Annotated in this window: 23 protein-coding genes and 3 pseudogenes; 11 read left to right on the top strand and 15 right to left on the bottom strand. The window is 58.3% G+C overall.

Annotated elements, in window-relative coordinates; all coding sequences use genetic code 11:
* The first annotated feature begins 145 nt into the window (after positions 1-145).
* Together LMH93_RS28745 and LMH93_RS28750 are read left to right on the top strand one after the other, a co-directional pair.
* Complete coding sequence (locus LMH93_RS28745; RefSeq protein ID WP_011711661.1) at positions 146-622, top strand: DM13 domain-containing protein; 477 nt, start codon at positions 146-148, stop codon at positions 620-622.
* An 813-nt stretch (positions 623-1,435) separates the two neighbouring features.
* Entirely contained in the window at positions 1,436-1,696 is a 261-nt protein-coding gene (locus LMH93_RS28750) for a hypothetical protein (RefSeq protein ID WP_047296649.1), read from the top strand.
* Here LMH93_RS28750 and LMH93_RS28755 read toward each other — a convergent pair.
* The 5 genes and pseudogenes from LMH93_RS28755 to argC all read right to left on the bottom strand — a co-directional run bounded on the left by LMH93_RS28755 (position 1,685) and on the right by argC (position 6,473).
* Positions 1,685-2,713, bottom strand: coding sequence for an IS30 family transposase (locus LMH93_RS28755; RefSeq protein ID WP_003465026.1), 1,029 nt, complete (start codon positions 2,711-2,713; stop codon positions 1,685-1,687). The two genes, LMH93_RS28750 and LMH93_RS28755, sit on opposite strands and share 12 nt — an antisense overlap.
* A 24-nt stretch (positions 2,714-2,737) precedes the next feature.
* Positions 2,738-3,364: a DNA methyltransferase gene (locus LMH93_RS28760; RefSeq protein ID WP_003465024.1), complete on the bottom strand. Its 627-nt coding sequence runs from the start codon at positions 3,362-3,364 to the stop codon at positions 2,738-2,740.
* Between the two features lie 414 nt (positions 3,365-3,778).
* Positions 3,779-3,937 (bottom strand): annotated as a pseudogene (locus LMH93_RS28765) (OmpA family protein); the annotation flags it as partial.
* Positions 3,938-4,474: 537 nt separating this feature from the next.
* Positions 4,475-5,455: an IS5-like element ISPa16 family transposase gene (locus tag LMH93_RS28770; protein WP_038410028.1), complete on the bottom strand. Its 981-nt coding sequence runs from the start codon at positions 5,453-5,455 to the stop codon at positions 4,475-4,477.
* Between the two features lie 88 nt (positions 5,456-5,543).
* Positions 5,544-6,473 carry an N-acetyl-gamma-glutamyl-phosphate reductase gene (argC, locus tag LMH93_RS28775; RefSeq protein WP_049275860.1) on the bottom strand — a complete coding sequence of 310 codons (930 nt, stop codon included), beginning with the start codon at positions 6,471-6,473 and terminating at the stop codon, positions 5,544-5,546.
* 114 nt (positions 6,474-6,587) lie between these two features.
* Here argC and LMH93_RS28780 point away from each other — a divergent pair, with 114 nt between their 5' ends.
* Positions 6,588-7,472: a LysR family transcriptional regulator gene (locus LMH93_RS28780; RefSeq protein WP_003465017.1), complete on the top strand. Its 885-nt coding sequence runs from the start codon at positions 6,588-6,590 to the stop codon at positions 7,470-7,472.
* A gap of 183 nt (positions 7,473-7,655) precedes the next feature.
* Here LMH93_RS28780 and LMH93_RS28785 read toward each other — a convergent pair.
* The 3 genes and pseudogenes from LMH93_RS28785 to LMH93_RS28795 form a co-directional block, all read right to left on the bottom strand.
* Positions 7,656-8,256, bottom strand: a pseudogene (locus tag LMH93_RS28785) (uracil-DNA glycosylase family protein).
* A 73-nt stretch (positions 8,257-8,329) separates the two neighbouring features.
* A pseudogene (locus tag LMH93_RS28790) lies at positions 8,330-8,878 on the bottom strand (cytochrome P460 family protein).
* Between the two features lie 27 nt (positions 8,879-8,905).
* A complete protein-coding gene (locus LMH93_RS28795) occupies positions 8,906-9,439 on the bottom strand; it encodes a carboxymuconolactone decarboxylase family protein (RefSeq protein ID WP_020309197.1) in 534 nt (177 codons plus the stop codon).
* Between the two features lie 117 nt (positions 9,440-9,556).
* Here LMH93_RS28795 and LMH93_RS28800 point away from each other — a divergent pair, with 117 nt between their 5' ends.
* The 8 genes from LMH93_RS28800 (at position 9,557) to LMH93_RS28835 (ending at position 14,057) form a co-directional block, all read left to right on the top strand.
* Positions 9,557-10,399 (top strand): helix-turn-helix transcriptional regulator, encoded by an 843-nt coding sequence (locus LMH93_RS28800; protein ID WP_049275859.1) that lies wholly within the window; start codon positions 9,557-9,559, stop codon positions 10,397-10,399.
* A 398-nt stretch (positions 10,400-10,797) separates the two neighbouring features.
* A complete protein-coding gene (locus LMH93_RS28805; RefSeq protein ID WP_003151133.1) occupies positions 10,798-11,175 on the top strand; it encodes a type II toxin-antitoxin system RelE/ParE family toxin in 378 nt (125 codons plus the stop codon).
* A complete protein-coding gene (locus tag LMH93_RS28810) occupies positions 11,156-11,491 on the top strand; it encodes a helix-turn-helix domain-containing protein (protein ID WP_001172026.1) in 336 nt (111 codons plus the stop codon). The genes LMH93_RS28805 and LMH93_RS28810 overlap by 20 nt, the downstream gene beginning before the upstream one ends.
* A gap of 14 nt (positions 11,492-11,505) precedes the next feature.
* Positions 11,506-11,841 carry a hypothetical protein gene (locus LMH93_RS28815; protein ID WP_000741275.1) on the top strand — a complete coding sequence of 112 codons (336 nt, stop codon included), beginning with the start codon at positions 11,506-11,508 and terminating at the stop codon, positions 11,839-11,841.
* Positions 11,842-11,864: 23 nt separating this feature from the next.
* Positions 11,865-12,191, top strand: a complete 327-nt coding sequence (locus tag LMH93_RS28820) for a hypothetical protein (protein ID WP_000091614.1) — start codon at positions 11,865-11,867, stop codon at positions 12,189-12,191.
* Positions 12,188-12,568, top strand: a complete 381-nt coding sequence (locus tag LMH93_RS28825) for a hypothetical protein (RefSeq protein WP_001054412.1) — start codon at positions 12,188-12,190, stop codon at positions 12,566-12,568. Before LMH93_RS28820 ends, LMH93_RS28825 begins: the two co-directional genes overlap by 4 nt.
* Positions 12,569-12,724: 156 nt before the next feature.
* Complete coding sequence (locus LMH93_RS28830) at positions 12,725-13,096, top strand: DUF3391 domain-containing protein (protein ID WP_230065443.1); 372 nt, start codon at positions 12,725-12,727, stop codon at positions 13,094-13,096.
* 91 nt (positions 13,097-13,187) lie between these two features.
* Positions 13,188-14,057: an HD-GYP domain-containing protein gene (locus LMH93_RS28835; protein WP_223198360.1), complete on the top strand. Its 870-nt coding sequence runs from the start codon at positions 13,188-13,190 to the stop codon at positions 14,055-14,057.
* Between the two features lie 773 nt (positions 14,058-14,830).
* On the opposite strand, the gene LMH93_RS28840 is transcribed toward LMH93_RS28835, so the two are convergent.
* The 7 genes from LMH93_RS28840 to LMH93_RS28870 form a co-directional block, all read right to left on the bottom strand.
* Positions 14,831-15,238, bottom strand: coding sequence for a hypothetical protein (locus LMH93_RS28840; protein ID WP_023383747.1), 408 nt, complete (start codon positions 15,236-15,238; stop codon positions 14,831-14,833).
* Positions 15,239-15,274: 36 nt separating this feature from the next.
* Positions 15,275-15,967, bottom strand: a complete 693-nt coding sequence (locus tag LMH93_RS28845; protein WP_023383746.1) for a hypothetical protein — start codon at positions 15,965-15,967, stop codon at positions 15,275-15,277.
* A gap of 1,088 nt (positions 15,968-17,055) precedes the next feature.
* Entirely contained in the window at positions 17,056-18,477 is a 1,422-nt protein-coding gene (gene ltrA / locus LMH93_RS28850; RefSeq protein ID WP_024718247.1) for a group II intron reverse transcriptase/maturase, read from the bottom strand.
* Positions 18,478-18,944: 467 nt separating this feature from the next.
* Entirely contained in the window at positions 18,945-19,127 is a 183-nt protein-coding gene (locus LMH93_RS28855; protein ID WP_023383744.1) for a hypothetical protein, read from the bottom strand.
* A gap of 20 nt (positions 19,128-19,147) precedes the next feature.
* Entirely contained in the window at positions 19,148-19,729 is a 582-nt protein-coding gene (locus tag LMH93_RS28860; protein ID WP_054895136.1) for a hypothetical protein, read from the bottom strand.
* Between the two features lie 137 nt (positions 19,730-19,866).
* Positions 19,867-20,133 carry a hypothetical protein gene (locus LMH93_RS28865; protein WP_023383743.1) on the bottom strand — a complete coding sequence of 89 codons (267 nt, stop codon included), beginning with the start codon at positions 20,131-20,133 and terminating at the stop codon, positions 19,867-19,869.
* Between the two features lies 1 nt (position 20,134).
* Complete coding sequence (locus LMH93_RS28870) at positions 20,135-20,410, bottom strand: hypothetical protein (protein ID WP_135002417.1); 276 nt, start codon at positions 20,408-20,410, stop codon at positions 20,135-20,137.
* Positions 20,411-20,762: the final 352 nt, after the last annotated feature.

Below are 20,762 nucleotides of genomic sequence, written 5' to 3' on the forward strand. Positions count from 1 at the left end.
TGACGCGACAACTACCTTGAAAAATGCCGTCATGGTAGCTAAGCTAGCACCCCACTAACAATATCGCTATCAGCACATACCGCACCCTGTTCGAACTAATGGATTGTGATGGACACACCAAATAACTCACTGTATGAGGCAACCCATGAAAAAGCAATTAAAAATAATTCTGCTCGCGTCCCACCTGGCTCTGTTTGGCGCGGGAGTTGGGCTAGGGATCTATATACTTCCGATTTTGACAGCACAAGAAAACGCCACCATCGCCGAAATTGAAGAAGTGCAAAAGGTGGCAAAGTATAGCGGAGAGTTCAAGAAAGATCAGAAAGGCAGCGACGCCCTTCACTGGGCGAATGGACAACTTTTTGTTACGGATAACGAAATTGTATTTAAAGGTGATGTAGCACCTGGTCCAGACTACAAAATTTACCTGACAAAGAAACAAGCCACCGACAAAGAATCGTTTTTGGACATAAAGAAAGAAGCAATTCTGATTGGCGAATTGAAAAACTTCGGGAATTTCAAGAAAACCATTCCTGCAAGCGTCAACGTCAACGAGTTTACAACGGTCCAAATATGGTGCGAGCATTTCTCTAAGTTCATCGGCTCCGCAAAATATCAGTAAACAAGCTTAAACTTGGATCTTGCCTGTTCACGAATAACATGCGCCTCATGCCAATGGAAATTAAAGTCTTGCCGGGCATGAGGCCTCCCCTCCACGTCTAGATTCTTGAAGTCAAAATTGACCTCAACCGACCCTCAGACACTGACTACGATGCCTGCATACCCTGAAGCGGTTCACCAGATGGGCTTGCGACAGAGATAAGTACGCGCCAACCTCAGATGCCGCTAAGGCTCTATACGCCGCCTTATCGGAATGGGTGGAATTTTGCGCGCGAGCGTCTAATGTTATCCAAGAGCGAGGGCTCTGATTAGTCCCGTCTCCCATGAAGATTCGCAGACTAAGACCCCTATTAAATCTGTAACATTTCGCTAGTTAAACGTTCATAGTGGAGATAAATAAAATGATTTCTTTACTGTAGGGTGAAATTAACCATATCGACAATGTTAGACCCATAGACGATGAGGACCTGCCATGTCTAAATGAAATATTTGAAATATTGAAAAAGCACAACTGCATAGACAGATTTGGCGTGGCACTACTGCACAAACACTTTGATCTACAAGAAGATGAGGTGCTTCTGGAAACAACCGATGTGGATGGGCGCGAACAGTGGATCAGGCCGATTAAAGAAAGTTACTTAAAAGAAAACCGCATTGAAGCGCAAACAACCCTCGTATGTTACTCCGATGCAGGCCTGTCTCGGATGTGTGTTTGCGCGCGAGGGCCTGATGGTCATATAGGAAGACATGCCAGTACTCCAAGCATGGACTAAGTGTCAAAAATAGCTGGCGTGATAAGCGCAATGGAGGGAGCGTGGAGTGGATAAATATTGCCTCGGATGCCGTGAAAATTGGTATGGGAGCGTTGATCGCTGGAATGTTTGGCTATCTCGTCGCGCTGACCAATACTTCGGCAGAGACCAAAAAACTTCATATCACTAAAAAACAACTGCAGCTGGATAAGGTTATAGAAATACTCAATTCATTCCATAAAAATTATGCACACTATAGAGCCAATGTAAGAAATTACACAGGGCGGTTACAGGAGCTGAGTGCAACACGGTTATTGAATTGAAGCTGGAGCATCATGCCGCATAGCCATAGCTTCCTGCATCACCTCGTCCATAACCTCGATCGGACACTTGAAGTCGAAGCGCTTACGGGGGCGCATGTTCAGTTGCAGTGCGATGGCATCCAGTTCCTCCTGGCTATGCACCGACAAGTCCGTGCCCTTGGGCAGGTACTGGCGGATCAGGCCATTGATGTTTTCGTTACTGCCGCGCTGCCAAGGGCTGTGCGGGTCGCAGAAGTAAATCGCCACCCCGGTCTGCTGGGTGATTTCAGCATGCCGCGCCATTTCTCGGCCCTGGTCGTAGGTCATGCTCTTGCGCATCGCCAGCGGCATGCCATTGAGCGCTGCACTGAAGCCTTCCATCGCCGAGGTCGCCGTCGCGTCGTTCATCTTCACCAGCATCAGGTAGCCACTGGTGCGCTCCACCAGCGTACCTACAGACGAGGCGTTGGCCTTGCCCTTGATCAGGTCGCCTTCCCAATGCCCTGGCATCAGTCGGTCTTCGATCTCCGGCGGACGTACATGAATACTGACCCTCTCAGGGATCTGACCGCGCCGATCCACGCCGCCAGAGCGCGGCCTGCGCATCGTCTTGCTTTGGCGCAGGCAGATGATCAGCTCTTTACGCAGCTCGCCGACTGGCAAGGCATAGATCGCGTTATAGATCGTCTCGCGACAGACGTAGGCATCTCTGAGGCTGGGAATATTCATGCTGCGCAGCTTGCCGGCAATCTGCTCGGGAGACAAACGCTCACGCAGCATATGCGCCACCAATTCGAAGCGCTCGCTACCCGGCAACAGCTTTTGCTTCGGTCGACACACCTGACGGCGGGCCTGCATCTGCTGCTGGGCCACGCGGGCCGAGTAGCCGCCACAGGCATCTCGATTGCGGCGCAGCTCCCGGCTGATGGTCGAAGGGGATCGGTTGATCAAGCAGGCAATCCCGCGCAGGCTGAAACCTTGGGCATGACCGATTTGAATGGTGGCGCGCTCTTCAACGCTGAGTTCGGAATAAGACATAGGGACAGCACCGTACCGGAAAGGTCAGGTGTTGCACTCAGTTTTCGCCGCCGCCCCCTTATTATCACTGCGAGGTGAATAGCTTTTCTGCCAATTGATTATGCCAATGCGATTCTCTTCGCCGAAGATTTCGTCCATGAGCATGCCAAGTCTAAATAGTTCCCTATGATCAATACAGATAGCCATAACCCCGCCTGGGGTTAGCATCTCACGCATCATCCAGATTCTGGGTGTCATGAAGCGCAACCATTTGCTGTGCTTGGACCCATCATCTTTAGGAACTACATCGCCGAGATCTGGATCGTTTGGATCCTTGTCCCACTTGTCGTTATAGCGGAAGTCCTCGCCGGTGTTGTACGGCGGGTCTGTTACTACAAGATCAACTTGACCACGATATTTATAGAGCGTGACCATCGCAGAAAGGTTTTCACCGTCCCAGATCTCATTCTCTGACTGGGCGGTTTCCTCTCCAAAGGATACTTTCTTGATAATACGATGCAGCTTCGGCTTGACCTGGCGGATGATCTGCCAGGGAGCAGCCCGCCCGGTGTAACTCATAACGATGCCATTCTTGCCAGCATCGGCAAGCGCCGCATCATGCTCCTGCAGCATACGGACCAAGGCGGCCCTCGGCAGTTGTTCGTAATCCATGCTTGCCCCTTGAATTCGTGCGGCGGCACCGAAAAGCTGAAAATTCTAGTACCGCTCGTGGATGCTTCACCATCCCTAGGGTGGCGAGTGTACTTGTGAACGTATTGATTTGGCTGTTAAACCGTTGAAAAAGACGGATCAACTGAGTTCCAAACGGGCTGCGTACTGGCTGGCAGATGCGAATCCGGCGCACGCCGCTCCCTTCTGGGCTCAAGCCCGCGAAGCGGGCATAAAGAACCCGGCCGAGGCCGGGATCCTTATGGGCTTATGGGCCGGCGTATTGGTCTGCCCAGTCCAAAGCCGGTGCCACGGGAGCTTGCACCTCCTGAGGCCAGGTTTTGGAGCCCACTGCAAATCGCCCGTAACCCATTAAAAGATAGCTGGGCATCCGACGAAAAGAGCACCAAGGCACCATTACCCTTGAGCTACAGCGCCGCTACGGGGCACCAGTTTGATTTCAACGCGGCGATTTTGGGCGCGACCCTCGGCGGTGTCGTTGGGGGCAATGGGCGAGCTGGAGCCTGCACCAAAGGTTTGCAGGCGCGAAGGATCGACGCCATTGCTGCGCAAAGAGAAAAAGGGGACTGATTTATGTGCGCCAGGCAAAGCTTGGTCGCCTGGGAATGACGGCGCAAGCCGTCACGAAATGGCGTAAGAAACCCAGCGGGTATGACCCCCGCCCGGTAAAGGTTAGCCACCGACCGGAAGCGAGTCTTGCGTGGTGACCGGGTAACCGGCGCTGCGAAGCGTAGACAGCAGAAAAGGGGATTTATTTTCCCTACTCTAAAACGGCCGCTGTTGGCCGATTGCTGCCTGTCGTGGACGACCGTTTAACTTCAAAGCCTGACTGGATTGCAAACTGCTGACACGCGTAGATTCTGTTTTCGACTCGTTTAATGCCGTCGATGCCAGGCCATAAACAGAGAGGAAACAACCGCTCGAAAATTCGAGCCATAGACTCTAGGGAAGGTCTGAAGTAACCCTGTATTTCCGGTCGACTTCAGCCCTTGCTGCTTTTGAAAGCGGGCCGTCGATCAAAATCGACCAGGTAACCCGCTCAGTTCTCCGTTTTTGGCCGCCGCGAGCACCTCGCAGCAGCCATTTTCCGCATTACAGGTGCACCTGTCCTGCGGTAGTCAGCAAATGTCGGCGCGCCATCCATAGGTTCGACAGCGCGAACAGCGTCACCAGCTGAGCGGTGTTCTTGGCCAGGCCACGGAAGCGCACCTTCACGTAACCGAACTGGCGCTTGATCACTCGAAACGGGTGCTCGACCTTCGCTCGCACTTGTGCCTTGGCCTTCTCGATCTTGCGCTTGGCTTTGTACAGGGCGCTGCGTTTATCGAGCTTCTTGTAGGTGCTGCGGCGTGCTGCGACCTGCCAGATCACTTCGCGGCCCGCATGTTCGGGGCGCTTTTCGACGCCGGTGTAGCCGGCATCGGCGCAGACGACGTTCTCGTTACCGTGCAGCAGTTTGTCGACCTGGGTGATATCCGCCACGTTGGCTGCCGTGCCTACCACGCTGTGTACCAGCCCCGACTCATCATCCACGCCGATGTGCGCCTTCATGCCAAAGTAATACTGGTTCCCTTTCTTGCTCTGGTGCATTTCCGGGTCGCGCTTGCCGTCCTGGTTCTTGGTCGAGCTGGGTGCGTGGATCAGTGTGGCATCGACGATAGTGCCCTGGCGCAGCGACAGGCCGCGATCCCCCAGGTAGCCATTGATTACGCCGAGGATGCCGGCTGCCAGCTCATGTTTCTCCAGCAAACGACGGAAGTTGAGGATGGTGGTTTCGTCGGGAATGCGCTCCAGGCTCAGCCCGGCGAACTGACGCAGGATGGTCGTCTCGTAGAGCGCTTCTTCCATGGCCGGGTCGCTGTAGCCGAACCAGTTCTGCATCAGATGGATACGTAACATGGCCATCAGCGGATAGGCTGGACGACCACCTTCACCCTTTGGGTAGTGTGGCTCGATCAGGGCAATCAATCCCTTCCACGGCACCACCTGATCCATCTCGATCAGGAACAATTCCTTACGGGTCTGCTTGCGCTTGCCGGCGTACTCGGCGTCGGCGAAGGTCATCTGCTTCATGGAAAAACTCGGCTGGCGGGATCGGCGTATTTCACCAGATTCGGGAAGTCTTTTTCAGACCTTCCCTAGAGCCAGTGGGTAGTCGGAGTCATGTTCCTGCAACCATCAAATCCAGATTCTGCACCGCCGCTCCAGCGGCTCCCTTCCCAAGATTGTCAAACACCGCAGCCAACAAAACCTGCCCCGTCTCATCATTTTCACACACCACCAATCGCAAACTATCAGTCCCGTTAAGCGCCTGAGGATCAAGGCACGTCAACCCTTTGGCCTCCTGCATCGACATCACCTGTACATGGTCCGCATCGACGTAGTGCTGCATAAGACACGCATGCAACCGCACCGCATCCACGCCCGGCGCCAACAAGCGAAGTTGCAACGGTATGGTCAGCACGATCCCCTGCCGAAAAGCCCCATAAGCCGGCACAAACATCGGCCGCTCCATCAGACCGCTTTGCTGCTGAATCTCCGGAATATGTTTGTGTGCCAGCCCCAGACCATAAACCTGAAACGCGGGCGCCTGTGATGCGCCCTCTCCCTCATGCTCTTGCACGCCAACGCGCCCTTTTCCGGAATAGCCCGACACAGCATGAATGTTCGTCGGATAGTCCCTGGGCAGCAACCCGGCCTCCAGCAATGGGCGCAGCAGCCCTATCGCCCCCGTGGGATAGCAACCGGGATTGCTGACCCGCCGTGCCGTGGCGATGCGTTGGGCCTGCTGCGAGTTCATCTCCGCGAAACCATAGGTCCAGTCTAGATGGGTGCGGTGCGCCGAACTCGCATCGATCACCCGAACGGCGGGGTTTTCGATGCTCGCTACAGCGTCGCGTGCGGCTTGGTCGGGCAAGCAGAGAATCGCGATGTCGCAGGCGTTGATGATTTCGGCGCGACGTTGCGGATCCTTGCGATGTTCGGGGCTGAGCGTGATAAGCCGCAGATCGGTCCGGTCGCGTAGACGTTGATGGATTTGCAACCCGGTGGTGCCTTGGTCGCCGTCGATGAATATAAGAGGACTTGCCATGGAATGCTCTCGGACATAGGAAATCAGGAGTTCCAATCTTCAGTGAGGGGCTAAGATAGGAAAAGTTGAATTTCTAAACGATGAAATTCAGCTTTTCTGAACAAGGAGTGACTCATGCGCGAAATCAGCCTGGACCGTCTGCGCACGTTGGTGGCCATTGCCGACCTGGGTTCGTTTGCCGAGGCGGCCCGTGTGCTGCACCTCGCGCCACCCACGGTCAGTTTGCATATTGCCGACCTGGAGTCGCGGGTTGGCGGAAAGCTGTTGTCGCGCACACGTGGGCGCATTCAGCCTTCGGCGATTGGAGAAACGCTGGTGGAGCGCGCGCGGCGCCTGTTGGCGGATGCGGAGCAGGCGCTTGAGGACGTGGAGCGTCAGGTGCAGGGCTTGGCCGGGCGTGTGCGGCTGGGTGCCTCCACAGGGGCCATCGCACAGTTGATGCCGCAAGCTTTGGAGACGTTGGGCCAACGCCACCCCGCTATCGATGTGCAGGTCGCGGTGCTCACGTCGCAGGAAACTTTGAAGAAGCTTGCCGAGGGCTCTTTGGAGATCGGTCTGGTCGCGCTGCCACAGACCCCGGTGAAGGAATTGCGGATCGAGCCATGGCGGCGGGACCCGGTCATGGCCTTCTTGCCGGCTCGCTGGGAATGCCCGGATGTTGTGACCCCCGGTTGGCTGGCCGCCCAGCCATTAATTCTGAATGACAAAACTACTCGGCTTTCGCGCTTGACCTCGGAGTGGTTCGCCAGTGATGGACGGCAGCCCACGCCGCGTATTCAACTGAACTACAACGATGCGATCAAAAGCCTAGTGGCGGCCGGTTATGGTGCGACGTTGTTGCCGCATGAAGCCTCCACGCCATTGCCCGATACCAGGATCGTCATGCGGCCATTACAGCCCTTATTGTGGCGTCAACTTGGTATTGCCCACCGTGGTGGGGACGTCGAGCGGCCTACGCAACATGTGCTGGATGTGTTGTGGGGGTTGAGTGCGGGCTAGGGCGATGTTGTCAGAGAAAGGACCGCTTTCGACCCGGTCATACGGTGATTGAGGTCCCAGGCGTCAGCTACCGCACCTGAAGCCGTCGTTCATCGCTCCAAAGCCGGTGCCTGTCTCCGTTCGCCCAGGCCAGGGTGTCGTAGTACTTGTGCAGCAGCTCGGTAATGGCGGCGGTGTCGTCGGTCATGGGGTTTCCTTGGGGTTGGCGGTGAGGACTGCCTGGACGCGTGCTTGCAGCGCGGGCAGCACGTCTTGTTGGAACCAGGGGTTGCGCACCAGCCAGCGATTGTTGCGCGGGCTAGGGTGAGGCAGGGGGAACGCTTGCGGCCAGTGCTCGCGCCAGGCTTCGACCACCCGGGTGAGCGGCGTCTTGCCAGTACCGAGGTGGTAGTCCATGGCGTAGCTGCCCAGCACGATGACCAGCGACAGGCGCTCGAAACGCTGCATGAAGGCTTCGCGCCAGGCGGGGGGCGCACTCCGGGCGTAGCGGCAGGTCACCGCTTTTGCCGGTGCCCGGATAACAGAAGCCCATGGGCAGAATGGCGATGCGGGTAGGGTCGTAGAAGGTGTCGCGGTCCACGCCCAGCCAGGCGCGCAGACGCGCGCCGCTGGCGTCGTCGAAGGGCACGCCTGAGGCATGGACCCGGGCCCCCGGTGCTTGGCCGGCGATGAGGATGGGCGCACTCGGGTGAAACTGGAAGACCGGCTGCACGCCGTGTGGCAGATGCGGTGCGCAGCGCGTGCAGGCGCGGACGTCGGTCAGAAAGGCGTCGAGTGTCGGCATGGCGCGCTTCCGGAAAGGGTGGCTCGCGCAGGACGGAGGTGCCATCCTGCGCGAAGCGTAACCCGGCAGCAAGTCAGTGCTGGGTCAGTGTCGGATAGCCCTGGATGAATACGCGGTCGGTCTTGGCCGCCGGCACATGGCAGCCCATGCAGTCGGCTTCGTAGCTGACGGCGACATTCTTGGCGGGGGCGTCGGCCTTGAACAGCGCCCAGCCCCAGCCGTCGCCCCACAAGGGGTTGCTGGCGAAACGGCCTTTGGCGTCCTAGACCATCACGAACCACACGGCCGCATCGGAACCCCAGACCACAGGGTTGCCAGTGGTCATGGCGCTGGTTTCGAGCTTGCGGATCTCTTTCACCAGCGTGGCGCCGTCCAAGAACTTGCCGGTCTTGCGGTAGTGCTCGGCCGAGGCCTTTTCGGTGTACACATCGTGCAAGCCGCGAGAGGCGGATTTTTCGTCCAACACCGCATGTGAGCCCAGGTGGACGAAGTTTGTGCGGAAGTCTGTGGGGCGGCTGATGCCGCCCTGGCTGTCCACATAGGGCGAAAAGTCGCCGGCCGTGACGGCCAGTGGCAGGACGAGGGCGCTGGCGAGCAGAGCGCCGGTGAGTGCGATTTTCATCGTGTTCTCCTTATATGCCTATGGAGATCAGACGGCGACCACGGGGAAATCCACCGTGGTGTCGGCGATGTGGTTGGTGTAGTTGGTGAGCGTGTTCAGCGCGACGTTGGCGATCACTTCCAGTATCAGGCCGTCGTCGAGCCCCGCGCGGCGGTAGTTGGCCATGGCGTCGGCCGACACCACGCCGCGTTGCTCGACCAGCGCGCGGGCAAAGCCGGCGATTGCATCGTCAAGTGCGTTGGCCGCCTGGCCGGTGCGGGCCGCGGCGATGGCCTCTGCCGACAGTCCGGCACCTTTGCCGATCAGGGTGTGTGCGCTCAGGCAATACTGGCAGCGATTGGCTTGACCGGCAGCGAGCGCAACGATCTCGCGCTGGGAGGCATTCAGGCGGCCGGTGCCCAGCGTTTCGGACAAGCCGAGGTAGCCATTGAGCGCCGCCGGCGCGTGGGCCAGCGTGGCGAACAGGTTCGGCACCATGCCAAGCTTGGCTTTGACGGCCTTGAGTGTGGCAGCGGTAGCGGCGTCAGCGGTGTCGATGGTCAGGGGGGCGATTTGGGTCATGTCTATCTCCGTAGTGGGTGAGGTGCAAGAGCACGTGGGCATGATCGCCCTTTGTTTGGTACGATATGGCACGTAAAGTATCAAATACGTAACCTATCGTCTTATATGGAGAGTGGAATGGCGGATCGACTGGCCGGCTTGCTCCGGCACTACTCGCTTTCGGCGCGCGTTTTTCACAGCGGCGCCTTCTGTGGGCAGCATCATTACGCGGCGCCGCATGGCTATATCCATCTGGTGCGGCGCGGCCCGATTACGGTGCGTTCGCCCGTGCATGAAGATCTGCTGGTTACCGAGCCGAGCCTGCTGTTTTATCCGCGCGTGGCGTCGCATCGTTTTGTCGCCGCCCCCGGCGATACCGCTGAGCGGTTGTGTGCGGAGGTCGACCTGGGCGCTTCGACGGGCAATCCGTTGGCCATGGCCTTGCCGTCGATGCTGCTGATTCCGTTGGCGGACTTGCCCGGCCTCGGGCCGACGCTAGAGTTGCTGTTTGCCGAAGCCGAGCGCGACCAGTGCGGTCGGCAGGCCGCCATCGACCGCTTGTGCGAGTTGCTACTGATCCAGTTGCTGCGTTATCTGATGGATGGGCGGCTTGGCGCCACCGGACTGCTGGCGGGCCTGGCCGACCCGAAACTCGCGCGCGCCATAACCGCCATGCACGATGCGCCGCAGACCGCGTGGTCGCTCGAGGCGCTGGCGGCGAAGGCGGGCATGTCACGCGCGCGCTTCGCCGCCGCGTTCAAGGACGCGGTGGGCGTCACGCCGGGCGACTATCTGGCCGACTGGCGGATGAACGTCAGTTGCACCCTGCTCAAGCAGGGGCGGCCGGTGGCGGTGGTGGCCGACCGCGTCGGCTACGGCAGCCCGAACGCTCTGGCGCGCGCCTTCCGCGTGCGCATGGGCTGCGCCCCGCGCGACTGGCTGGCGCAGCAGCGCGGTGACGCGGCGCTCAGCGGTTCGTGAGTTTGAGTTCGATTCGCCGGTTCTTGGCGTAGGCGGCGCCGGTGTTGCGCTCGTCGAGCGGGTGAAATTCGCATCACGCCGGAACAACTGGCGGAACTCCAGGTGGCGATCCGTCAACGGCTGGTCAGTCTGTTCGTGCGGCGCGGCCGGCTGGACAAGGCTGAGTCAGTGGCGCAGGTAGCTGGATGACGCTGTCCCGCCCTGAGCCGACGCTCACAGGCGGGGATTTCCAGTGTCGTCATTGTCGGCTATTGGCCGGCAGCAGCCCGTCGTTGCCTGATGGATCCAACCCCTCCGCTGCTATAGTGCAGTCGGCTTCTGACGTTCAGTGCAGCCGTCTTCTGAAAACGACAGTTGCCGCGTTTACATCATTACCTGAACAGGTATAAAATTCCGTCATGACAAACAAAGAAAAACCGCTCGAATGGATCGCGAGCAGCCACAAGGATTTGATGGCGTTGCCGTCCGACGTGCGTCGCCGTTTCGGTTACGCGCTCTCGTTGGCGCAGATAGGCGATCAGGATGACGCAGCAAAGGTGCTCAAGGGGTTCGGTGGTGCCGGCGTGCTGGAGGTCGTCGAAGACGATGCCGGCGGCACCTATCGAGCGGTATACACGGTCAAGTTTGCGGAAGCGGTGTTCGTCCTGCACTGCTTCCAGAAGAAGAGCAAGAGCGGAATCGCCACGCCAAAGGCCGACATGGACATCATCCGCGCTCGGCTGAAGGTGGCCGAGGTATTGGCACAGGAGCTACGAAATGCAAAAACGAATCATTGAAGGCGTCGAGGTTCAGCGCAGCTCGGGCAACGTCTTTGCCGACCTTGGACTGCCTGACGCTGAAAAGCTCAAGATCAAGACCGGCCTGGTGGTCGAGATCAGGAGGGCCATGCGCGCCCTTGGGCTGACTCAACAAGCGGCGGCCAAACGCATGGGCATCCCGCAACCGAAGGTGTCGGGCATGATGCGCGGCGACTTCACCAATCTATCCGAACGCAAGCTGATGGATTGTCTGAATCGCCTCGGCTACGACATCGAAATCAAGGTACGGCCAGCAGCCGAGCCGATCGGGCATCTAACGCTCGCAACCGCTTAATCGGAGCTCTCCTGATGGCAGCCCGCATCACCGACGACGAATGGGACGAACTGACTCCCGAGAATTTCGATACCACGGCACTGCTGCGTGCAGTCGATGCCGTGGACGTGCTGCGCGGCGATTTGAATGACAGCGCAGACGGCGCACCTCCGCAACTGCGCACCGACCTGTTGAAGCTGCATCAACTGGCAATGGCCGCGTTCAACGAGGGATCACGCAGCCGAGTGGCTGAGCTATTTGATCTCGCCGTGGATCTTCAGGATCAGGTTGATCATCTGATGACCTCGCTGGAACAAGTGCAAGAAACCCTGTCCCGGTTGACGGCGCTCTACCCAGAAAGCCTGTCCTGAATGTTCTTGGAGACAACCACATCATGAGCCGCAGCCGCCGCAAAACGCCCATCGTTGGGCACACGACCTGCCGTAGCGAGCGCGAGGACAAGAAACTCTGGCATCAGCGCTGGCGAACCCACGAGCGCACCGCGCTGGCCAGCGCGTCGCCGGAAGCTCTATGCGCCCATCTGCCTCTACTGGAAAACCAGGTCAGCAACGTCTGGTCGATGGGTAAGGATGGCCGCTCCTACTGGCCCATCAAGCGCCAGGCCGCCACGGCGGATCGCATTGCCAACCACAAGGGACGCAATCCGCAAGAGCGCGCCTCCCTGAAAAAGCGTCTGCTGCGCAAGTGGATGAGCAAATGAACCTGTCCACCATCGAGGCGCTGGCTATCGCTTGGGCGCGAATCGCTGAAGAAGCAGAACTCCCAGCCGGCTACGAGGGCACGGCGACGCCAGAGGCGCATCGGGCCTGCGAGGTGATCCAGGAGCGGATTCGAGAGCACGTCGTCGCCACCAATGACATGCGGCTGTTCGGCCTGCTGCACCTGCTTGGGCAGGCGTCGCTGCGCATGGAGCAAGCGCTGTGGCCGGAAGAATATGCGCGGATGACCCGCGAGGTCGAGGAAGCTCTCCGAGAGGCCGACGACCCCAACGCCAAGTCGTACACCCACGAAGAAGTCATGCAGGCGATGCAGGAACGCATCGACCGAGCGCGAGACAAAGCCATGTTGATCGGCTGACGGAAATTTCGGCGGTTCCGGCTGATCCAAGAATCTTGGCGTGACCTTACCTCCGCTCTACCGCTGGGTGCCAGCCTCGGCGCACGCCTAACCACCCAACTCAGAAAGGAAAATAAGTTGGTAAAACGCATTCCCGTATCCGAGCTTCGTCTCGGCATGTACATCCACAAGCTCGCCGGCTCTTGGGTTCGACACCCATTCTGGCGCGGCAGCTTCCTGCTGACCGAGCCTCAGGATCTCTCTGCCATTCGAGAATGTGGCGTCGGGGAGGTCTGGGTCGACTTGGCCAAAAGCCAAGTCGACCCAGAGAGCCCAGAGAGCCCAGAGAGCCCAGAGCCCAGAGCCCAGAGCCCAGAGCCCAGAGCCCAGAGCCCAGAGCCCAGAGCCCAGAGCCCAGAGCCCAGAGCCCAGAGCCCAGAGCCCAGAGCCCAGAGCCCAGAGCCCAGAGCCCAGAGCCCAGAGCCCAGAGCCCAGAGCCCAGAGCCCAGAGCCCAGAGAATTGTCGGAGGAGCAATCTCTGCCGTCTAGTCCACTAAGCAAGAAAAGTGACGGCGCAACCTCAATGGAGAGCGAAATGTGTTATGCACGGAAACTCTGTCTTGCGGCCGAGTCCCAAGTCATGGACATGTTCCAGGAAGCCCGGCTTGGCAAGGCCGTCGACCCAAGCACGACGTTGCCGCTGGTCGGAGAAATCGCTGCCTCGGTGCTGCGCCAACCTCATGCCCTCATCAGCGTCGCACGCATCAAAACGCACGACGATTACACCTACCTGCACTCGGTTGCCGTCTGCGCCCTGATGCTATCGCTGGCCCGGCATCTCGATCTAGACGAGGAGCAAACGCGCCTGGCTGGCATCGGCGGACTGATGCACGACCTAGGCAAGGCCGCGATGCCGCTGGAAGTGCTTAACAAACCAGGCAAGCTCACCGATGCCGAGTTCGCCATCATGAAGCGCCACCCTGTGGAGGGCGCAAAGATGCTGCGCGCAGGCGGGGCCGAGCCCGGGGTGGTGGACATTGCCCTGCACCATCACGAGAAGATCGACGGAACCGGCTACCCGGATCGCTTGGCCGGTGACGCCATTTCACTCCTGGCCCGCATGGGCGCAATCTGCGACGTCTATGATGCCGTGACGTCGGAGCGAGCCTACAAAAAGCCGTGGGACCCGTCCGCGGCGATGCGGCAGATGGCCAAGTGGGAGGGCCATTTCGACAAACGCATCTTCCACGCCTTCGTCAAGGCCGTGGGCATCTACCCCGTCGGCTCCTTGGTTCGCCTGTCCTCTCAGCGTCTGGCCGTTGTCGTTGAGCCGGGAATGGAATCACTGCTGACTCCCAAGGTTCGCGTGTTCTTCTCGCTACGCTCGAGAGAGCCGATCCCGATGCAGACCATCGACCTGGCGGCCACGAGTTGCAAGGACAGTATCACTGGCCCCGAAGACCCGACGCTCTGGAACTTCAAGAACCTCGACGACTTGTGGATGGAATAGCCCCCACAAAACGACGGCCCCGTGAGGGAGCCGTTGAACATCGTCGAGCGATGCCCGTCCAGGGAGGGATGGCCGAGCTCGATTCTCCAGAAGGTAGCTGGTGACACGAGTGTTGAGCCCACCCAACTAGGGTGACGGAAATTTCTGGGGTTCCGGCTTACATCCCCTGCATGACTCTCCTGAAAGGTAAGCCAGGTGTTGCGAAGACCTGGTACCGCAGGAATGCGTCACACGGGTGTGGAAGGCGGCAGGCGGGGCGGCTTTATCATTTTCACGATAGTTTGAATTTTTTTCAGGCTTTCTGAACCGGGCACAGGTATGGTGCGCCGGCTTGCATGTGGACCTGCAATTCAAGAGGCCCTTGGGTGGTTATGTCCTCTGCTCGGTAACCCGAGAATCTCGATGTTCCGAGGATGAGATACCCCCTTCGACACGGTGTTTAGACCGTGCCGGTTTGCTGCATTCGTTGGGCCACCTGGGCCTCTTCTGGAATGCACCACGTGCGTTCTGAAAGCGCTGAAGTGCCGGTTAGGCGTTGGAAGATTGGCCTTCCTGAAACGGAGGTCAACGATTATGAAGCGTATGCTGAATATTCTGAGCCACGTACTGACCATCTACCGGCTTTTATCGGCCGTGTGGGGGTTGATGCGTGACCACTGTGATGCGGTCTAAACGCCCGTCCAGTGTTGAGATGTAAAAAGGCCACCCGAGCGTAAGCAGAGGTGGCCTTTCTGTTTCCGGAGTGCAACTCAGGAAGGCAGGCCGGGTACGACTTACGAAGGTGCGTACCAGCGACGTTCGATGTTCAGCTGATGCTCACGCTCGTAGACACTCACGGTTCCAGCATGCTCATGTCGACCGCCCTCGTACTGGTCCGGATCGCTATCCAAAAGCTCATCGAGTATTCCCTTGACCCTGAGAGCGTGAGCTGCGCGCTTTGCTTTGATCGCCTTGCACACGTCTACAAAATCGGGATCAGCTTCCCCATGGCGGCGGTAGGAAGCCGCCATCTTTTGAAAGATCTGCATGTGCTGGTCATCCAGGTTACGCAGGCCATTGGCATCCATGGGGTAGGCAGCGCCGGCGTACATGGCCATCGCGAACGACTGAAGAAAGCCCGCGGCCGCATAGTCGCTGTCGACCAACACTGCCCGGTGGGTGGCGAATGGAGATTCTGTCATCTGTAGAGATCCTGGAAGGTGGCGTGAGGTCGATGATTACCAGCCGGCATAGTGGGACACGAGGTGGCCCCAGTCAGCGAGAGCCGAGTTATCGCGCAGGATGGTCAGCGCCTCGGCAGCGAGAATTTTCGTTGGGCAACCGCCGGTGAGGAACACGTTGTCCTTACCTTGGTTGTACAGATGCATAAGGCTCAGAGTCATCACCCTCTGAAGCGGGGTCATGGCCCTATACGCCTTACGCATCGCAGTTAGCTTTTCCGGGATCTCAGCGTAGTCCCTTGCCCAATCACACCCCTTGGGCCGGAGACTGTAATGATCGCCTATAGCCTGGAACGGCTTGTTGTGGCGCTCAAAGCACCCATGCAGCTGATACTTCTCAACGATAGCCCAGGCGGCCTCGCCGAAAATGCGTGCCCGCTCATCTGAACCCTTGAAAGAAGGCAGCTCAGCCCCGCACACGATCGCCAGGGCAGCATATTCCGCATAGTCCAGGCTCGGGATCTTGTCGACCAGGTCCACCAACGTATATCCAGGAAAGCGCCCGGCTGCGAAGGTAGGGTTAACCGCAGCATATGCTGCGAGGGCTGCGGGCTTCTGCGAGTGGTGGATATAGCCGTGACTGGCCGTTCCCACATCACTCAGCGACCACGTGCTCAGTGCACCTTGGTGGACGCCGAAGGCGGTCAACAGCTCTGTGGCTTTCACGTGATAGTGGGCTGCATCAAACATCGTTCGTCCTCTGAAACAGTTGATTGCAAAGCTTGTGGTGGATGGGGTTCTGCACCGCCAGATCTGCGGCTATGCATTCCTCTGCCAGGTTCGGCCTCGCTTCATCACTGCAACCCTAGAACGTCGGTGTGGGCTTCGCAACCCCTAGAAATATGGCCGAACAAGGCTAAATCGCAGGCACAAAAAAAGCCGCCTGAGAATGGGCGGCTTTCTTAGGCCAAATGAGCTGAGAGGATCATCTGGCATGCGCGTACTGAAACGGTCGAACCTCAAAATAATATCCGAATTGCAATCTAGTGGGCAACCTGACCTGCCCCACCTTTTCACTAATGAAAAACCCGACCACTAGGGCCGGGTCTGTGCTGCGTTTGGAGATGATCCAGCCTAAGCCGGCAGATACTTGACCTCGGTCTCCGACCTCACCAGCTCTTGGATCACTGGGCACGTGGAAAGGCCGGTATTGACCATGTATTTCGCTGCACTCAACAGGTAACGTCGCTCTGCCAGGTACTCGCAAGGCTCAAGACCGTTGGCTCCATGACATTCGGAGAGGAAGCATTGGTAGAACACGACCTCACGCATGTCAGGGTCAGATTTGAACTTCGGTTTCACACCTACGACACGTGCTAGGTGGAATCCTGTTGGGATCACCGAAGCCCCGTGGGCAGCAGTAAGGGTTTGCAGCATGGTGGCCCCCTGGGCATTGCCTGTGATTGCGATCAAGCTTCTGAACAGGTATCTAAGCGGCTACATAGGGCACGCCAGTAACGGGCATCCTGCATCGACTCCCTCCTCATACGGCGGTATTCGGGCCTATAGCGGTGCGGTTCTGTACGAGCGGAGAGCGAGTTTTCCTTTGCCATTCGTAGACAGAAATTCAACTTGAACAGGGCATGTGCTTTCGGTCGGGTTGACTGCTGTGTTGTTGCGGTGGTCATTGGAATTGCTCCTTTGATTTTTGGCCTAGTGCGTGGAGATGGCGCACATCGATCACCACGCAAGCAGCTCGGCCGCGGGATCGAGTAGGAGGCGGCTTCACAGCCGCCGTCCTCTCACACCACCGTGCGTACGGTTCCGTACACGGCGGTTCAGGTTATACGGCTAAGCCGGTTTATCGTATCCAGTATCGAGACCAGTCCGAACCTATCCCATAGCCTCTTCGGTAGCGCCTGATTCACATGAGATGCTCCCGAGTTCCACCACGGGCCTCGGCCATTAAAGGCCGATTTACAGGCACGTTCTTCGCTCAGGCCCAGGCGCATCAGGTTGCGCGCCCTCGTTGAGGGCCGTTTCCATTGACGCCAGATGACGCAGCGAAGTTTATGCCTGACCCAACCATCCAATTTCTCAAGTGGGCGTTTGCTCTGGCTGAGCTTGAAGTAGCCAGCCCAGCCTCGCAGGACAGGGTTGATTCGCTCAATGACAGTCGCCACTTTGCGGGCCCTTACACTGCGTAGCAATATTCTGAGTCGGTCGCGTAAGCGCCCCAGGCTCATCGTTGCCACACGCAGCCTTGGTTGCTGGTGCCTGCTCATCCCGTAACCCAAGTAGTCACACTTCCAAGCCCCTGCTACTTGGCTCTTCTTCCGGTTCACCGTCAGTTTCAAACGATGGCACAGGAAGCGCTCGATACTGGCCAACACCCGCTCGCCCGCCCGAGGACTGCGCACATAAATGTTCGCATCATCGGCGTAGCGCACGAAGCGATGACCCCGCCGTTCCAATTCGCGGTCGAGCTCATCCAGAAGGATATTCGACAGCAACGGCGAGAGTGGGCCGCCTTGCGGTGTCCCCTCTTGCCGTTGGCTGACGATACCGCCCGACATGGCCCCAGCTTCAAGGTAGCGGCGGATGAGCCTAAGCACTCGCTTGTCTTCGACGCGACGCTGCAAGCAGGCCATCAGGATGTCGTGGTTGACCCGATCAAAGAACTTTTCCAGATCAAGCTCCACGCACCAGCGATGCCCCGCCGCCACATGGGAGCGGGCCAGTTCAACGGCTTGGTGAGCGCTTTTGCCCGGACGAAAACCGTAGCTGTAGTCCGAAAACAGCGGATCGAAGAGTAGCGTGAGTTGTTGCTGTAATGCTTGCTGGATCAGGCGATCCACGACGGTGGGGATTCCCAGTTGCCGTGTGCCGCCCTGCGGCTTGGGAATTTCAACCGCTCGCACTGCTTGGGGATGGTATTCACCGGCCAGCAACCTGGCCTTGAGGGTTGGCCAATACTGTTTCACGTAGCCCGCCAAGTCAGCGACCGTCATGCCATCGGCACCCGGAGCCCCCTTGTTGCTAACCACGCGTTGATACGCACGCCTGAGGTTGGCCGGTGCAAGCACCCGCTCCATCAGCGTGTCCGGCTCCGCGTTCGTCCACGTCGCTGACGCCGCCGGCACCTTTGCACTGTCAGGCATCACCCTCGGCTTCTGGCCGGGATTCGGAGTGACAGATTCCGTTGTAGGAAATTTCTGCATTACGGCTACCAACGAGACAGTGACGCCTACTGGCGGCATAACCTGTTCGGCCCTTGGTGGCGCGGTTAACCGCCACTTACTACGGCCTCGGCTGACTTCTGCACGCTCGTCCCGTCGCCTCTCGACGCTCGGTAGCACAGTGGCAAACGTGCAGATCTCCCAGGGTAATTCGCGTGACCTTCCTGCTTATGCCTGTCGGATTTACGTCACAGCGTCCCGTGCAAGTACTGGGCTTTGACGATTTGGGCCGCCTCACCCCGCTGTGCCGCCTCTATCCGCTTCCTGTTCGTCAGGCCAGCAGTTTGCCTCGGGCTTCCTTCAGATTCGCGGTCGCCCACGACACCCTTGCCTCTGGCTAACACTTCCCCTTGCCGGGTGTGTAGAGGACTTTCACCTCCAAGTCACCCGCTTTGGCCACCACAACCAAGCGGGTTGCGCTACGCGCAACGCGCCATGCCTGGCGCACCCAAAAAAAAAGCCCGACTAGGTCGGGCGTGGGTGTAGCGTTAAGCGGTCTGGTAGATCAGTTCCGCCGGGTAGACGAAGACCTGAAGTTTTCCCTGCAGACATGACAGCTCATACACCTGCTTCGCTGGTGTCCGGCCGGGGCCTGGCAGATGACGTTTTCCGACTTCAGACCAGCCCAAGCGTTTCAGTTCAGCAACCTTCTGCTCCTGGTAATGCGACATTGATGGATCCCCCTTCGTGATCACAGTCGACCAGCTGGTTCCATCTCACCAAAAATCCCGAACTCAACAAGCGTGCTGAATGCGATTTCGAGGGCCGGCTTTTGGTGGGCGAGATCCAATGCTCTCTCCCCTGCAGCTTTCCCTTTCTCCGCCTGCCAATCACACAGGAAGTCGGAGAACCGACGGTATCTGTGGAAGTCGATAAACCGGTCGAAGCAGACCTCTTCTGAGGCTGCCAGGGCGGTCATCGCCGTGAGCAGATCTTCAAATGCAGGGAGTTCACTACGTTTCAATGTGCCATCAGCTAAGAGCTGGTCGACCGTGGCTTCAAAGCGTTGCTGGTGTTCTTCCAGGCTACCGCTCACGATCCGAAGCGCGTGATCCTTCGCGACAAACTGATTTCGCCCATCGCGGTGATAGCGCGGATCGAACTCAGCGAAGCTGGTCTGCTTGAGTGAAAGCCCAGAGGTGACTCCCTCACGATCTGTTTCGATGTTCAGGCGATCAACGAATGGGGTCGACCACCGGATGCCGGTCAGCCCCTGGCGACCAGTCTGGACCATCACCATCATTCCATCAGTCAGTTCAAGTGTTGCGAGCATGAGTGTGTCCCCTTAGAACGTTGATCAAGTCCAGGGGGATGAGTCACATGAACCACGAAACTCACCAATTTTGTCTGATCGGGCACACTCCCGGGGCACCGAAAAAAACCCGGCACGTGGCCGGGTTGGGTGTAGCTTTAGGATACAGAGGGCCTGGGAGCGATAGCAGGCTCACAAGCGCGGACCACCACTTCGTAAACCAGCTTCGGCCGAGGGCAGTTCCACTGGTTTTTGAAGAAGACCCCGTTGGCGTTGTGACACCCATAGCTGGCCGTCAGTCCATCGAGCTTGCCGAGCTCCTCCAAACGCTTAGTCAGGTCGAAGGCTCTCTTACCGGTGACATGCCAGAAGCCACGCCTGGCCACCGTTTCCCGCATTTCCTGCTCAGTCTTGGATACAGCCATTTCAGCACCCCTTCCCGGCCGCAATCTGGCGCTTAACAGGCACCTTGTAGGCGTAGTGGGTGACCACGTCGCAGCGCCGCATTCCACGTCGAAGCATGTTGAGTGCAGGCTGATGCTCACGAGTATGGAGGCAGTAGCGTGTGCCACCCTCTAGTCGACGGAGCTCGCCCATTTCATGATTGATCAGCGCAATGTTCAGCTCATCCTGCAGCTGTTCCCGCTCCGGGCCTGTGGCGTTATTGACGCGATTCTGCAGAGTTTCGATGATAAGGCTCATGGTGCTCCCCATAGGTGTTGGTCTAGTTCTGGGATATGCATCACAGGCAACTGGAACAGCACCAATCGAGGAGATCCCATGGCTTGGGATGTTGAGGTAGACGCTAGCGAACGAGCGCCAGGCTCATTGAAACCGGTAGATGATCTTCTCTGTTTTGCAGAGGGGGCATCGCTTGGCGATCCTCACCACCTCGCCAGAATACTCCCGTGTCACGATACGCCCAGGATGGCCGCGCAATCTGCAGATTGCTCTCCTGAATTTCTGATACAACCCACTCATCAAACGACAACCGTGCCCGCACTTTATGGATGGCACAATCGTATCATGTACAGCCCGACTGCCGGCGGTGCAC

It is taken from the genome of Pseudomonas sp. CIP-10, from assembly GCF_020911845.1.
Classification (GTDB): domain Bacteria; phylum Pseudomonadota; class Gammaproteobacteria; order Pseudomonadales; family Pseudomonadaceae; genus Aquipseudomonas; species Aquipseudomonas alloputida.

Bases quoted from the DNA above. Each gene is read 5' to 3' on its own strand.
- LMH93_RS28745 (WP_011711661.1), top strand. From the start codon at position 146: ATGAAAAAGCAATTAAAAATAATTCTGCTCGCGTCCCACCTGGCTCTG.
- LMH93_RS28755 (WP_003465026.1), bottom strand. From the start codon at position 2,713: ATGTCTTATTCCGAACTCAGCGTTGAAGAGCGCGCCACCATTCAAATC.
- LMH93_RS28760 (WP_003465024.1), bottom strand. From the start codon at position 3,364: ATGGATTACGAACAACTGCCGAGGGCCGCCTTGGTCCGTATGCTGCAG.
- LMH93_RS28770 (WP_038410028.1), bottom strand. From the start codon at position 5,455: ATGAAGCAGATGACCTTCGCCGACGCCGAGTACGCCGGCAAGCGCAAG.
- argC (WP_049275860.1), bottom strand. From the start codon at position 6,473: ATGGCAAGTCCTCTTATATTCATCGACGGCGACCAAGGCACCACCGGG.
- LMH93_RS28780 (WP_003465017.1), top strand. From the start codon at position 6,588: ATGCGCGAAATCAGCCTGGACCGTCTGCGCACGTTGGTGGCCATTGCC.
- LMH93_RS28795 (WP_020309197.1), bottom strand. From the start codon at position 9,439: ATGACCCAAATCGCCCCCCTGACCATCGACACCGCTGACGCCGCTACC.
- LMH93_RS28800 (WP_049275859.1), top strand. From the start codon at position 9,557: ATGGCGGATCGACTGGCCGGCTTGCTCCGGCACTACTCGCTTTCGGCG.
- LMH93_RS28805 (WP_003151133.1), top strand. From the start codon at position 10,798: ATGACAAACAAAGAAAAACCGCTCGAATGGATCGCGAGCAGCCACAAG.
- LMH93_RS28810 (WP_001172026.1), top strand. From the start codon at position 11,156: ATGCAAAAACGAATCATTGAAGGCGTCGAGGTTCAGCGCAGCTCGGGC.
- LMH93_RS28815 (WP_000741275.1), top strand. From the start codon at position 11,506: ATGGCAGCCCGCATCACCGACGACGAATGGGACGAACTGACTCCCGAG.
- LMH93_RS28820 (WP_000091614.1), top strand. From the start codon at position 11,865: ATGAGCCGCAGCCGCCGCAAAACGCCCATCGTTGGGCACACGACCTGC.
- LMH93_RS28825 (WP_001054412.1), top strand. From the start codon at position 12,188: ATGAACCTGTCCACCATCGAGGCGCTGGCTATCGCTTGGGCGCGAATC.
- LMH93_RS28830 (WP_230065443.1), top strand. From the start codon at position 12,725: ATGTACATCCACAAGCTCGCCGGCTCTTGGGTTCGACACCCATTCTGG.
- LMH93_RS28835 (WP_223198360.1), top strand. From the start codon at position 13,188: ATGGACATGTTCCAGGAAGCCCGGCTTGGCAAGGCCGTCGACCCAAGC.
- LMH93_RS28840 (WP_023383747.1), bottom strand. From the start codon at position 15,238: ATGACAGAATCTCCATTCGCCACCCACCGGGCAGTGTTGGTCGACAGC.
- LMH93_RS28845 (WP_023383746.1), bottom strand. From the start codon at position 15,967: ATGTTTGATGCAGCCCACTATCACGTGAAAGCCACAGAGCTGTTGACC.
- ltrA (WP_024718247.1), bottom strand. From the start codon at position 18,477: ATGCCGCCAGTAGGCGTCACTGTCTCGTTGGTAGCCGTAATGCAGAAA.
- LMH93_RS28855 (WP_023383744.1), bottom strand. From the start codon at position 19,127: ATGTCGCATTACCAGGAGCAGAAGGTTGCTGAACTGAAACGCTTGGGC.
- LMH93_RS28860 (WP_054895136.1), bottom strand. From the start codon at position 19,729: ATGCTCGCAACACTTGAACTGACTGATGGAATGATGGTGATGGTCCAG.
- LMH93_RS28865 (WP_023383743.1), bottom strand. From the start codon at position 20,133: ATGGCTGTATCCAAGACTGAGCAGGAAATGCGGGAAACGGTGGCCAGG.
- LMH93_RS28870 (WP_135002417.1), bottom strand. From the start codon at position 20,410: ATGAGCCTTATCATCGAAACTCTGCAGAATCGCGTCAATAACGCCACA.